This is a genomic window from Neobittarella massiliensis (ex Bilen et al. 2018) (genome assembly GCF_014269355.1).
Classification (GTDB): domain Bacteria; phylum Bacillota; class Clostridia; order Oscillospirales; family Ruminococcaceae; genus Neobittarella; species Neobittarella massiliensis.
Map to the genome: position 1 here is coordinate 1,385,204 of NZ_JACOGI010000001.1, position 13,638 is coordinate 1,398,841.

The following is a 13,638-nucleotide window of genomic DNA, read 5'->3' on the forward strand; positions in this document are numbered from 1 at the left end:
CACCTCCTAGTCATTGACCACAAAAAATGCGCCGGTATCCACCGGTATAATACGCAGCGCTTTAGAGGGCTGCCCATATCTTCGCACTGTCAACTCATCCTGAGCAGTAAGGCGCGATATCAGAGCTTGGTCTTTGGTCAAATATACTACGTCCTGTCCAGTATCCTTGTTACGTACTAAAAATTGCTGGTTGTCTATTTTAACTGCGAATGGATCCCCGCTTGCATCTACCTGAAGCCCCCGTTGAGTAACGGTGACCCCACCAGCCTGTATCTCATTTTGTGCCTGTTGCCAAGCAGTGCACACCAGTCCCTCTTTCACGGTGATATCGGCCACTGTGAGAATGCCGTCCTGCACCCAAAACTCCACTTTGGCAGTGATATCCTGGGCGGTAAAGTTGCCAGTACGTTCTACCCATTGATCGCTCATGGGCAACTCTAGCTGACTACCTCCAATATGAACTGTTGCTTCTGTCTGCAGTCCGGCTTGTAGCTTGTACCGAAAATACCAGGCATATTGCCCGCCGGGCACTGTCTTGATGGTCTGCGACAGCCTGCCAGTATGGGTCACCTCATCAGCCAGTACAAATGCCCCACCGGCGGAGGTGGCGTTATACACCGACGTAGAAGTATCGCACATTACTGCACCATCGGTTGTCCAGTCCTCTAGTCCCAGACGAGCCGAACTGCCGAATACCAAGTTGTCGCCGCCAGTCTTTTGCATGGACAACTGGATATGCTCGATACTCTGTTCTAGCTCGCTTTTTACTTCTTTTAATTCTGTACCGGTAATATAGGTATGAGCAATCTCGCTGCGCAACACGTCCGCTGACTGGGTCACTTTGCTGCCGATGAGCTCGTCGGTCTCTCCTCGGGTATAAGTCTGCTCCACCCTCGACACGGTGGTGTCCAAATCACGCTTGATCTCGTTGACTTTGCCGGCGGTCTGTATACTGGCCTCGTCCAGCGCAGATATGCTGCCGCGAATTTCGCCCTCGATAGTGAGCGGGACGGTCGATAGGGTGATAACGTTGCTTTCTGGTGCGTTGGGATACTCTCGATAAGCCACTACTTGATGGACCTCTATCGTCTTTCGCCGCCGGTCTATCAGCTTGACCTTGTCGTGCAGCCCTATAGCGAGTCCGCTGTATGACGGGTCGATTTTTGCCAGATCGGCTACGTCCAATTCGTAGCTGCGGTTCGGCACAGCCAACTTGGCCAACCTTAATATTGCGTCGTCTTTAAGCGATTGTGGGTTGGTGTACCGCTCGTCCCTCCAAACGGCAGATATGACCTTATCACTGTATGTGTGGTCCTCTATATAAGGTACACCGTCGTTGACTGAGGCGATGTTCATCGCTTCGCCTGTCTCCTCATCCGGCTTGCCATAGGGGTATAAGCGGGTCACCATTTCGTAGGTGTCACCTTTCATATCCACTCGCCGCAGGTTGAGCTGGTCGGTGATGTACAGATTTTTAGGCTGCTCGTTTTCTGGTTTCAGCACGGTGATGGACTTGGTGGCAGTGTCAAAACGATAGGTAACGCCGTATACCGACTGGCAGTGCATTACCACATCATATGGGGTGCTGTCAGACAGTTCAATGCTGCGTTTAATAGATACTAGGTCGGCGCCGACCGCGTACCAGCCGGTATCTGCCAACAAAAGCATAAGCGTGTCACTAAGGGTTAGTGTTGTGGACACAAACGCGGGTGCAAACACCCTCTGCCGTAAAACGTCCAAATCAAGCTCGGCCACAAAATCTGTGTGTACCAGCTGCTCGTCTATAGACTTGACGATGTATCTCTGCCCTTGGCACTCTACCGGCAGTTCCTCTTTGATATGGGGATACGACGGATGTTCAAGCGGCACGGAAAAACTTAATTTCTGTAATCCGTTTGATTGGTAGTCTATATGATGATCTACATCTATATCTACCAGTCCACCCGGGCCTGTATATCTGATGCCCAGTATTACCACCTCCCTCTATAACTTATGGTCACCGTGGCTCGAGATAAGTCATCAGCGACTGCTGTAAACTCGCCCTGCGCGGCCGGAAAATCTATGATAGACACCGTGTCAAAGGCGTTTACGCTATCTATCTCTACTGTACGCCTAGCGCCATCTACAACCAGTGTCTTGCCCTGTGGCAGGCTGTGTATGATCATGCCGCACACAGCGTATTCGGTTAAATCTTGTAACGCCTCTACCGAAATTGTAAGGTAAGTTTTTTGCGGGCCGTCAATTGCTATATTTTGCAGACTTTCGGAGAGCACAACACAAACTTCTGGCCCCCATATCACCGCATCGAACACGCAGTTAAGCAGTATCATGCCTGGCAACAGGTCGGTTAGGGTGTAGCTGTGCAGTATGCAATCGTACTCTTTTTGGAGGTCATCCTCGAATATCACGTTACACTTAAGCAGCCGCTGTTTGAGTTCTAATGCTAGAGATCGTGCCGCCTGCACATCGGGGGTTTCTATCAGCAGATCGATAGATAAGCTATATAAGCCCTCTTTGGTGTCCGTATAGGTGGGCAACAAGGCTCCGCCGCCCTGATAGGTGTTGGGGGATAAGATGGAATCCTCCACTTTATACGCCGTGCACGCCGCCGAAAAATAGCCAAGAACCACCTCCACACCGGAGGTATATATGCTCTGTATCATCTTATCCTCCTAGCATTGCGGGCCTGCTGCACAGATACGTGTGGTGCTACCGCATATCCTATTTCTTTGCCGTCCAGGTTTATTTGGGTATACACTGCGACTTCTTCGCCGTCGGGCGCGGGACCGTTTTTGTTTTGCATGAAATCTTTGTTTTCTTCTGCTGTTAACAAGCGCTCGCCTTTGTGGGCTCGGATGGTATAACCATCATACGGCACGTAGTCCAGGCCAGTATAGTGCGAATACCTCGGGTCATATGGGTTATTTCCATTAGAGTGTCGATTTATAACACTTGTGGCGTATTCCAGCTTACTCCAGTCGCCAGATGTTGTAACATTTATTCCGAGCCCGAAACTCATGTCTTTCTCCTCGAAAGTATTATCTTTCCACCATTTTTTCAGCTTGCCCCACCACGTATAGATTTTCCCACTATCGGTGTCCACATTTTTGTAGAGGTCATGATAGCCGTCCTCAAGCTTGTCTAGGCCGTCTTTCCTGATCTTTTCTGCGTTGTCCACAGCCACTTCGTAATCGTGTTCAGCCAGCTGCTCAAGCTTATACCCATTGGCTCGTATAATATCATTTTCGCTTTTTTTCCACTGCTCCGCAGTTGCAAGCGTTTCCTCTTTTTTCTTGTATGCTGCATCTATGGCAGCGTCCCTCTCGTCGTTTAAAAGCTGTACCTGCTCTGCTGCCATATCTGCCGTAATTGTAACTCCAGAGGTCTTCCATCTATTCATCAGCAGTTCTGACTCTTGTACAGTGCCGGACAATTCCCCTATCGCAATACTACCGCTTTCATCAAGTATCTGGTTGATCTGTTTCCACCCCTCATCAGTGAGAGTACCGTTTTCATCTACATGCGTCTGCATGATCTCAGTTATTTTTGCTTCATTGTCCGCTAAAGTTTGCTTTTTTCTATCTGCGTCGGCAACTAGGGCACGATGGAACGAGTCGTACTGTTCTTGAGTAACAAGACCGGTCTTTACAAAATTCTCTTCGTATACCTGTAAGCTTTGTTGTGTTCCCTCATCAATCTTCGCTACCACCTGGTCCACCATACTGTGGTAATCTCCTGCAATCCCTGTAGTCATCTCTGTAGTAATGGTAGTACCGTTAATCTTTAGATTGAGTAGATTTGAGCGTATGCTTTCATCCATCTCCATATAAGCGCCAACCGCCTTTTTGGTCTCCTCGCTTATCGTAACCGTGCAGTCTTTTGCTGCGAGGCCCATTTTTATGTTGCTATCCACCACATTCCCAGAGGCGTCTACGAAAGCTGACTTAAAGAAATCAACTTCCGGCACTACCTCTTGGCTCAATACATGCGCGACCGTACCACCCACAACGGCAATACCGCCAACCGCCGCTGCTACTGGCAGCGCAGCGCTCACAAGGCCGCCAAGTGATGGGAGCACCCCGCCAATAGCGGGAGACAGCGAGCCTAGTCCACCGGCACCTGCTGCGGTGCTCGCTGCACCTCCCAAGCCTTTTAATGCCCCGGCAACATTTGAAAATGTAGTGATACCCTTGCCCACTGCACTGATAGCCGGGCCAGCAGCGGCGGCTACCAAGGCGAAATTAACGGCCATTTCCTTTTGAGCAGGGGATAAATCGTTGATAAAATCAGCTACCCCACTCACCAGATCGGCTACCTTAGAAATGAGTGGAGTCAAAGCGTCGCCGAACGCGATAGCGGAGTTTTTGAGCTTGTTGATGGAGCTGTCAAAGTCCTCCGCTTCGTTCTCAGTGGCTGCTTTAAACGCCTTGGCCGCCGATCCGGTAGCCTCACCCATGGCTGCTATCTTCTCGCGGAGCACGTCGCTCTGCTCACCGCTCAAGGTCAGGGCGAGAGTTTGTCCCTCGATAGAGCCGATGTAGGACTGCAGCGGCATGCCGCTCTCATCAGCTGCCTTGACGATGGCGTCGATAGTGCCTTGTAGGCCTAGCCCCTCTATCATAGCCTGTCCACTCTCATACCCCAGATTAGCCATGAGTTCGGCCATACTATCGGTTGGTGCCATCAAGGCTTGTAGCACACCGCGCAACTGGGTAGATACCTCTGCTGCGTTACCAGTTACGCCAGTTCCGGTGGCCATGACGCCAAAAAGCTCCTCCTGCGACACCTTGAGTGTGGCCGCCAGAGGCACCACGCGCCCCATACTAGCCGCAAGCTCTGGATAAGTGGTCTGCCCCAGCTTGACTGTCTGGAAAGCGAGATCAGACACCTTCTCGTTAGCCGCAGCTGATGTATCACCATACCCTTTAGTAACCGCACTCAACAGGTTAACACTATCTACTAGTTCCGCACCGCCAGCTTTAGCTCCTTTGGCTGCTATGGTGACAAGATCCATCGTTTCGGCGCTGTCACCGTAGGCAGAAATGACCTGATACGTGCCCTCAGCGATCTGGCTGGACGACATGTTTACGTCGTTAGATACCTGTAGTACATTTTCGGACAACTCTCTTGTGCGGGCCTCAACCTGCTGGGCATTGCCATCCAAAAGGGTCTTTACTTGGGCCATATCCTTTTGGAAATCCATGGCGAATTTGGCCGAGGCGGCTCCTGCACCCATCAATGGCACTGTTATGGCTTTGGTGAGCGTACCCCCTACTTTCTGTAGGTCCTGGCCCACCTGTGCGGCCTTTTTGATTTGCTGGCTAATACCGTCAGCCTGCTCTTTTGCAGTCTGCTTTGCCTTTTCCATCTCGGTCTTAAAGCTGTCTAGATCTACCGCTATCCGTGTGAGCAGCGGCGCAAGCTCAATGCCGCCTGTTAATGCGCTCAATGTACCACCACCTTACTGTGCCGCCTTACGGCGGTCATATCCGCTTTGGTCTGGGATAGCCGCCATATGTCTTTTAGCGTCTCGCGGCCCGTTTCCGACACCAAAAAACTGTGTACCCAACTCTCTTTACGCAGATACAAAAAAGCCGACAGCGGTAACGCCATCAGCTCGTTAAAATTTAGCCCCGTGTAATCTTGCATACGCTTTAACTCACGGGTCCTGCAGTCCATTTCTTTTTCCCATTCCTCGCAGGCAAAATACTTTTTGATGATTGCATCGCCCACGGGACCGTCAGGGATGGGCAGTTTTAGTTTGGGTCGCTGACGGCTGCACTGCCCGACTTGATAAGTGCCCCCAAAATGGCCTCTACGGCGGGTTTGGGTAGCTTGGCTAGCTCCGTTGCCGTGAAGTCTCTACCCTCGGTGTTGTTGCTCATGGCTCGGGCAACAAAGTCAAGCTGTTCGTCTAAGGTGGTCGCTTTGCCGCCTAGCTCCTGCCACATTGCATAGGACAGGTCTTTTACGTGGACGATTTCTTCACCGACTTTTATTTCGAGCGTTTTGTTCAGGTAGTTGTTTAAGTCTAGCATTTTTGCCCTCCTTAAAAGTTTTCACAAGAAAAGAGACCGCCGAAGCGATCTCTCATTTTCTATCAGTCGTGCACTGAAAATGCCAGTTAATTCCCTCTACGTTAAGCTATACTCAACGTAAGTATCAGAGCCACCATTGCTGTTTGCGATAAGCGCCGGTTTTATTCCTTTCGGCACCTCGAAAACCAACTTTGCCTTTTTAAACAGGCCAGGATTTAAGGCGTCATATGGCCCGACATACCCATCATCACCCAGTATTACATTTAGCTCTATCGATTTATCATCAGCAGCATAAGTTTTTTTATCCGTGTCAACTAGCAGGAAATCAAGCAAGCTATAACCCGTATCTAATGCCTGGTCTATCGCTGCTATCTCGATTTCCACTACTACGAATTCATTATTTGTAGTATATTTTTCGTCTCTGAGCTTTGGAATCTCTGTTGTTGTTTCAAACGACACTGTTTTTAATTGGTATTCCCCACTTACGCCTGCTTCCCCCAAAGCATACCGCTTATACATATCTTTTTCCGGGACAGAACTACTAGAGTTGGGCTTTTCTGGCTTTGCCCCGTTGGTCTTGTCATTATCCCCACCACATCCCGCAAGTGACAGCGCCATAAAAAGCGCCAACACCGCACACAAACACTTTTTCATTTCACAAAACCTCCATATTATGATAAACAAAATATATCACAATTAGAGGATATGTACAACCTTTTAGGCAGTCTTCACGACAATTTTTGCCGAGCCCGCCTTAACGGCTTTGCCCTCTGCATCCCGCTCCACCACAACGATGGTCTCGCCGGCGGTGAGACCCGAGATATTGCCGCCGCTGGGCAACTCAGTATAACCGGTACAGTTATCACCTACGCAAGGCACATTGACAGTAGGACCGGCAATATAGGCCTGAGTATTACTACCGCCGGCCGCCGGCGTGACGGTGATCTTGGTATCACCAGTGGCGGTGCCCGCAGCGGATTGTACCGTCAGGCCGGTTGCCTCTATGGCAATCTCCTCCTCAATTTCAGCCAAAAAGTCCTTGATATAGCTGATGGCGTTGAGAGTGGCGTCGACAGTCAGCTCATTTTCACCGAACTGTAGCGAAAAGCCGTTGCCGCCCTGGCCGATCATCGTAAACCGCAGCTTGCGCCCGTCGTCTTTGGTGTGGACAAACCGCACCATTACGTTGCGCAGAGAGCCTTTGCCGCGAAACGTCAACTTGCGGGTCCCGGTGGCCGTATCCTCGGCAAACACTGCCGTAGAGAGCAGCGCGAGCTTGCTCAGGTCCCACGACAAGATACCGGTTTTGGCGGTGATCTCCTCATTTTTGATAACTGTTTTAACAGTGCTGCCATACTGGTTTTTGATGTCGTATCGGTCGGGCTTGTACTCCGCCGAAAAGCCCCCCGAGCAGTGGCCTACGTTGTGGTCTTCGGTCTCGATGACCGCATGGTCGGGGATCTCTTTGTCCGCAAACTCGTACATATACAGTTCGCCAGCACCAAAGATGATCTCATCTTTTTTGTCCAAATCATTACCTCCTTGCATATCTGATGGTGTATATCTGCTGATACTCGTACCGGTCAAAATCGCTGTTATACAGGCAGCCGCCACCAGCAAGCAGGCACCTGACAGCGTAACTGTCACTAAGTAGGGACTGGCCTTGCACATCGGTATTCAGCCTGTTTTTTACCTGCGCGGACAAGCAGGCTGCCTCATCATAAGATGGCGATATGATCTTGAGTGTAAGCATACCCGTGTGCACTGTGCCAGCGCTGTCGTCGTAATACTCATACACCAGATTAGGTTTGCTCAAATCACCGGTTTTGATGGGATGGATAGCGTTGGGCACAAATATTCCGGCGAGATATTCGCACAGCAGCCCATATATCTCAAGTTCCACTCGTGCTCCCCTCTCCCAATAGCTTGCTGATCTTGCCCTTATTTTTTTCGATGGCTCGCCGCATAAACGGGTTGGGCTTTTGGCCTGCTGTCTTATGCGTGTTTCCCTTGGCGTCGGTATACACCCATGGTGTCTTGCGGCCATCTCCGTCCTCGGCATATATGCCAGTGCCTTGGTGGACATATGGGGCATACTCCATGACGTTGTACAGGGTCAGTGTGATCTGCCCATTGTCTACGTCCACCTGATGGCCGTTCGCCGCTCGTAATAGGCCCATGTCTACCGGCGTCTCTTTTTTGGTTTGTCCCTCTAGATACAGCCCGCATGTTTCGGCGTTACGAGCCGCCAGCTGAACCAATTGTGTAGCAGCTCCGTCTACACTATCACAAAACGCTTTCTGGTCATCCATCACTGCCGGTCAGCTCCTTTAGCCGTACCATCTTATAGCGGCCACCTACAGGCATGGTGCACACCTTGTACTGCCGGTTATCGGCGCATACTATTACATCGTCGGTCTTGGCCGCAGTCTCCGCAGATATGCCGATATGGCTCGTCACATCGCCCTGTACAGTCTGCGATATCCTCAGAGTATCGTCCTGATAGATAGCCATATCAATCGATCCGACCGATTGCAAACGCTGCTCCACGGCCCCCGTGGTAGGGGACCGAATGGGCACGTTGCGCAGCAGCGACACGCGCTGCAAATTACTCATAATGCTCACCAGCTAAGCCTCCTCGCTCTATTGAGACGCCTGTGCAGCGTAGCGGGCAGGTCTGTGCTATATGTGTAGGACACCCCCGAGTAGCTCTCTGCCGATATGCCGTCGCGCCCCAGTGTGTTGTAACGGTGCAGCAGCAAGTCGGCCAGCAGCGCCACGTGCTTTCCCGTTATCTCCGGCATACCGCAGTACTCGATAAGTGCGGCGCTTTCCAAGGCGTACAGTGTGTCAAACTTAGCCTCTGCACTCGACTCAAGCCCTACAACAATGCTCTTAACCTGCTCCTTGACGGTGTCCATTAGGCTCCTGCTACCTCTTTGGTATTGACCGGAGCGGCAGTGGTGTTGATAACGTTGACCTGGGTGGCGGGCTCATCCACGTACTCGATCTGTGCGGTGACAGCCGACTTGTCGCGCAGGACGCCAGTACCATATACCATCAGGCCGCGCACGCCGTCGGCAAAGCTGCCCTCTAGGCGCATGGCCTCCATCTCGTTGAGCTGTTTGCCGTGGCCAGTGGCTGCCTTGGACAACGCTATAATCGTAGTTTTGCTGGTCGCTACAGGCAGCTCCTCAGACACGCAGATCTGCAGGCCGGAAACAGTCTGGCCCTCTACGACACCGTTTTCCAACACCTTGGGATTGGGTGTAAAACGCACATCCTTAGAGAGCAGGCCCAAATACTCGCTATCAATAACAGCGTAGCGGTTTACTTTGGGCACCTTATTTTTGTTGAGTTTGGTGGCCATATCGACCAGCAGGTCATAGGCGTTTTTACGGTGAACCTGCTTAACGCCCAGTTTGTTGCCGGCAGCGACGCCATCGGCAATAGCTTTAAGCACCGCCTTGTCTACGGTTTCGTTCATGGCCGCCGATGCCTCGGCTACCGTGGGGTCCACGAGGTTACCTGCGGCCTGTACCTTGTCTACATCATCCACCTTAAAGGCAAAGTACTTTTTCTGATCCATGTTGAGCTCGACTTTGGGTACATCGATCTCGTCCCACTCGACGGTACCGGCATAGTCTTTGGTCGCTACCGCGCCCACAGTGCCAAACACGATCTTGTTGCCCTCGATGCGGGTAGGGGCGGTGGTGATGACATCTGCCAGAGAGCGGTTGTGGTAGTTTTCCAGCAGCCGCGCCTCCCATATGGTGGGGATAAAATTGGTTACTGCCATTTAAAAATCCTCCTTATAATGACTTCTGGATATCGCCCCAGTTGGCGTTGATTTGGTCTACAGTCATACCACGCAGCTGTTCGGGAGTAAATACAGGCTGCGTGGTTTGGGTTGTCAGGGTGTTGGGCGAGGTACCGATCACGCCAGTATCAGTCTCAAACTGGCCGGCATAACTCTCCTGCAGGGACTTAAAAAGGCCCTCCTCGTCATCGAGAGAGCCCTTTTCGTCCAGCTTGATATTGTCTGCGCCATATTTGTACAGCAGGTAATCGGGGTCTTTGGCTCCGCGCTTGGTAGCGGCGGTCAAAAAGGCGTATTTTCCCTTATCCACGGCGCGGCCAGCTTTTTCGTCCTCTAGCTGCTGTTGCAGAGCAGCCACGTCTACCTTTTGGGCATCGGCTAACTTGGCGCTCGCCTCGTCCCTCTCCCTTTTGATGGTGTTATACACCTCCTTGGGCACCGTGTACTTGGGCAGCTCCTTATTGATCTGGTCGACTACAGTATCAATATCAAGGTTGCCGTCCTCGGTTTTAGGTGCGTCTCTCAGTAGTTTCCTAAGCCATTCCATACTTCTACCTCCATAGATTATTATACTGTCTCTCACAGTAGGGAGTAGCTGCATTTATGCCCAGCGGCCAAAGGGCGCAAAAAAGCACTGGGAAATCCCAGTGCTCTATTGGTGATCTTCAGGTGTACAATCTTCCACCGGCACATCTCCACCGTCAATGGTAAGGGGAGGGTCTTTGATTAGCTCCGGTGCTTCCTCCATGCTATCCCAATTTATTTTTTCTTCCACTCGCTATACACCTCCTCGATAATCTCTCCTATCCTTTTAGCGACAGGTCTAGGTGTGGGGTTGTTGCAATATTCTGCCCACGCCTCTGCCACAAACTCTCGCACGGGGTCCTTATTGCTGTTTTTCCAGGCGTATTCAGACAGTGCCTCCGTCATTTTGGGGCCTTTTAAGGACTGGAACAAATCTATGACTTCTGGTCTCCCAGAAATCATAATTAAGTCGTCTATTTGGTGTGCGATCTCATGGTCTAAAACACTTCGGATAGTTTCGCACCCCTCCGGGTGGAATTTCATTTTTACGCAGTAACGGAGTTCTTGGACCAATTCCTCTGCCGAACCAACAGCAGCATTGACCGTAATGCCCCTGCCAATTTTATACCTGTAGGATTGCGCGATTACATTTTTAGACACTCGTGGCACCCGTTTGTTGGCCTGTTGCTTGGCAAAATCAAGAAGCCGTTTTTCTGTTACTCCGGGGTTCCTGGCCCGTAATTCTGGCATGATTGTTTCGATGTATTTCTTCTTGATGTATCGGTTCCGCTCCTGGCAGGTCCCTACAAAATCAAAATTATCTAGTAGCTCTGGAAATTTTTTAAGATTATCCGCCAGGCCTCCGTTCCATGCGTTTGCAATCTCAATATCCACGCCCTTGTACCCTGCATGTGGCACCTTTAGGATTTTTTCGGCGTAGGTATTTGCGTCTTTAATTGAGCTAGCTTGCCGAATCTGCTCCTCCTGCTTAATTATATCACGATTTTGTGTGTCCTGTGTATTTTCAGTGGGTAAATCCACAACCGGTATGTAGGTACACCGGCAATTGGGGTGCACCGGCAGGATCGGCGCCTTGTCGATCGGATACTCTTTTCCGTGCAGCACCCCACACTCAGGGCATGTCCTCTCGTCCTCCGCCGCCCAGAACTGGACCTTTTTGACGCCGCTATCCTTGTAGGCCTTTAGGGCGCTGTCATTGAGGTAGTGGATGGTTTCGGTGCGGGCAAGCCTCAAAGCGTTTTTGTACCCCGATTGCATTTTCCCGTCTATCTGCCGTGCCAGCTCTCCAACACCCAGGCCTTGCACCAGCCCGCGGGTCAATATCTCATTGAGTGCAAAGGTAAGTGACGCTTTATCCCGCCAGATGCGGTCACTAAAATCAGCACCGGACCAGGGATATTTCAGCGCTTTTTCCACCGCCTTTTTGTTGACGGTAGTGAACGCTCTGTCTGGCAGCTCAGCCCGCAGCGTCTCGTAGTTGGTCTGGTATGCCTCTATTAATACCTCGCCCAGCTGCTGTTTTTCCGCCTCTTTAAGCTGGTCTACAGTCTTTTGAATGTTTGCCTTAATGGCCTTTAGTCTCTTGATCGTGTATCCATCAGTCAGCGATAGCTTACCGCTCTGGCTCTTTTTGAGCAGCTGCATAAGATGGGCGTCTATATCTCTTTGGGCCTTGCTGTAAACATCCTGCAGAGCCCTACACTCATCCACAGCAGTATTGTATGCGTCCCACGTATGGGCCGCCGTACGGTCAGCCCAATACTCAGCACTACTCCTGCTGGGCATTATTCGTTACCGGAGCCTTGTTGTATAGGCGCCGCTCCTCGTCTTCTTGCTCCTCTGCCACGTCCGACATCTCTTGTTCGGCGTCCTGTACCCATGGGTGATGGGAGATCGCCGTTTTACGACTGATGATCGCAGTGGACGCTGCCACATTTTGGATGGCCTCACTCTCGTTGACCATAACCGATCGGTTAAAGATGATCTCCACCGGCTCTTTGGGCACAGCTTTGCCAGTCAGCGATAGGTAGGTATCCACAAACTCCAGAAGCTTTCGAAAGGCAGTCTTGAGGGATTTTTCCAGTTTATTGCATTTGAGGTCGAGCCCTGAGTACAAAAATTTAAGGGCCACACCTGACGGCGCGGTCCCGATGTCATCCAAATTTTTGTTGACTCCCTGCCCAAACTCCAATATATCCCGCTTGAGTTGGGCGAAGTGGGTGTCATACCCGCCCAGGTCTATGCTGGGGCTTATCGCCTCTACACCGCCCTCAGTGGCGTCATCCACGTTGATGGCATTGTAGTGTGCGATCTTGCCTGCAAGCTTGTGCAGGTCCTCCTCACCATATCCCTTAAGCACCCACACCAGCCGTCGGGCGACGTCCAAAAAGTTGGAGTTCTCTGAGCGCTTGTCGTCGTAGTCGTCAATAAGACTCTTGACAAATTTGATGTCTGGGTACTCATAACTGTTGTTTTTAACAGCTATAAAGGGGATGGTTCCCCAACTTGTAGGCGCACCGCCCTTGCCTCGTTTGAGATAAGGCGTGGGGAAATCCTTGTAATTGGTGTTTGCTGCCAGCGCCCCGCCCCGCAGATCGTAGTGGTACACACCATCGAATGTATAGAGATCAACACGCTTGATATTCTCCTTTCGAGACCCGATATACTCAGTCTGCTCGTAGGTACGTATGACCGCCTGCAGTTGCGTGTGGTCGTCGTCTGACCAGATGGGTACGATCTGCTGAGCTGGGAATACCAACGTCTTAAACTCACCCTGCTCGTTGATGTACACATACAGCCAGCCAATGCCCTTGTTGCTGGCTTCCTCACAGAGTGTCTCAAGCCGCTGCTCGAAAAACGGCTGCCCGAGGGTCTCGCGTATTAGCTCTATGTACGCCTCGTTGCCGCATTTGATAGTCGGCTCTTTGGCAAGCAGATAGGCCACCTTGTCATCCACCAAGTTGTGCATAAAACTGTGCACAAGCTTATTATTGATGGCGTCCTCATCCACTACTCGCTGCTCTTTGGCGTCGTATTTGTACTTTTGTTTTCTGGCGATAGCCTCGTTGTCGCCCAGGTAATATCGCTCGCCCGTTATCATCCAATGGTATTTGGGGGAGCGCTCAAAAGTGCCAACCTCCTCCATAATGATTTGTCGGTCGTCCAGTCCGTTATTTTTGAGCTGTTGCGCCCAGTTTATGGTGGGCGCCAATATTCCTACTCCTGTTGCCATTG

Annotated in this window: 15 protein-coding genes; all 15 read right to left on the minus strand. The window is 51.2% G+C overall.

Annotation, left to right across the window (positions count from 1 at the left end; translation table 11 throughout):
• Positions 1-6: 6 nt before the first annotated feature.
• Complete coding sequence (locus H8K20_RS06345; protein ID WP_186487816.1) at positions 7-1,977, minus strand: phage tail spike protein; 1,971 nt, start codon at positions 1,975-1,977, stop codon at positions 7-9.
• Positions 1,971-2,663, minus strand: coding sequence for a hypothetical protein (locus H8K20_RS06350; RefSeq protein WP_154865309.1), 693 nt, complete (start codon positions 2,661-2,663; stop codon positions 1,971-1,973). The genes H8K20_RS06345 and H8K20_RS06350 overlap by 7 nt, the downstream gene beginning before the upstream one ends.
• Positions 2,660-5,449, minus strand: a complete 2,790-nt coding sequence (locus tag H8K20_RS06355) for a phage tail tape measure protein (protein ID WP_186487817.1) — start codon at positions 5,447-5,449, stop codon at positions 2,660-2,662. The genes H8K20_RS06350 and H8K20_RS06355 overlap by 4 nt, the downstream gene beginning before the upstream one ends.
• A gap of 307 nt (positions 5,450-5,756) precedes the next feature.
• Entirely contained in the window at positions 5,757-6,038 is a 282-nt protein-coding gene (locus H8K20_RS06360) for a hypothetical protein (RefSeq protein WP_186487818.1), read from the minus strand.
• A 96-nt stretch (positions 6,039-6,134) separates the two neighbouring features.
• Positions 6,135-6,692 (minus strand): DUF4352 domain-containing protein, encoded by a 558-nt coding sequence (locus H8K20_RS06365; protein WP_186487819.1) that lies wholly within the window; start codon positions 6,690-6,692, stop codon positions 6,135-6,137.
• 63 nt (positions 6,693-6,755) lie between these two features.
• Positions 6,756-7,568 (minus strand): hypothetical protein, encoded by an 813-nt coding sequence (locus H8K20_RS06370; RefSeq protein WP_186487820.1) that lies wholly within the window; start codon positions 7,566-7,568, stop codon positions 6,756-6,758.
• 4 nt (positions 7,569-7,572) lie between these two features.
• Positions 7,573-7,941 (minus strand): hypothetical protein, encoded by a 369-nt coding sequence (locus H8K20_RS06375; RefSeq protein WP_105204543.1) that lies wholly within the window; start codon positions 7,939-7,941, stop codon positions 7,573-7,575.
• Entirely contained in the window at positions 7,931-8,350 is a 420-nt protein-coding gene (locus tag H8K20_RS06380) for an HK97 gp10 family phage protein (RefSeq protein WP_407938505.1), read from the minus strand. The genes H8K20_RS06375 and H8K20_RS06380 overlap by 11 nt, the downstream gene beginning before the upstream one ends.
• Complete coding sequence (locus H8K20_RS06385) at positions 8,343-8,663, minus strand: hypothetical protein (protein ID WP_186487821.1); 321 nt, start codon at positions 8,661-8,663, stop codon at positions 8,343-8,345. The genes H8K20_RS06380 and H8K20_RS06385 overlap by 8 nt, the downstream gene beginning before the upstream one ends.
• Positions 8,660-8,959, minus strand: a complete 300-nt coding sequence (locus H8K20_RS06390; protein WP_186487822.1) for a head-tail connector protein — start codon at positions 8,957-8,959, stop codon at positions 8,660-8,662. Before H8K20_RS06390 ends, H8K20_RS06385 begins: the two co-directional genes overlap by 4 nt.
• Positions 8,959-9,837 carry a phage capsid protein gene (locus tag H8K20_RS06395; protein WP_186487823.1) on the minus strand — a complete coding sequence of 293 codons (879 nt, stop codon included), beginning with the start codon at positions 9,835-9,837 and terminating at the stop codon, positions 8,959-8,961. The genes H8K20_RS06390 and H8K20_RS06395 overlap by 1 nt, the downstream gene beginning before the upstream one ends.
• Before the next feature lie 13 nt (positions 9,838-9,850).
• Complete coding sequence (locus H8K20_RS06400; RefSeq protein ID WP_186487824.1) at positions 9,851-10,405, minus strand: phage scaffolding protein; 555 nt, start codon at positions 10,403-10,405, stop codon at positions 9,851-9,853.
• A 105-nt stretch (positions 10,406-10,510) separates the two neighbouring features.
• A complete protein-coding gene (locus H8K20_RS14030; RefSeq protein WP_279287426.1) occupies positions 10,511-10,633 on the minus strand; it encodes a hypothetical protein in 123 nt (40 codons plus the stop codon).
• Positions 10,618-12,048 carry a minor capsid protein gene (locus H8K20_RS06405; protein WP_186487825.1) on the minus strand — a complete coding sequence of 477 codons (1,431 nt, stop codon included), beginning with the start codon at positions 12,046-12,048 and terminating at the stop codon, positions 10,618-10,620. Before H8K20_RS06405 ends, H8K20_RS14030 begins: the two co-directional genes overlap by 16 nt.
• Positions 12,049-12,172: 124 nt before the next feature.
• A complete protein-coding gene (locus tag H8K20_RS06410) occupies positions 12,173-13,636 on the minus strand; it encodes a phage portal protein (protein WP_186487826.1) in 1,464 nt (487 codons plus the stop codon).
• Positions 13,637-13,638 lie beyond the last annotated feature (2 nt).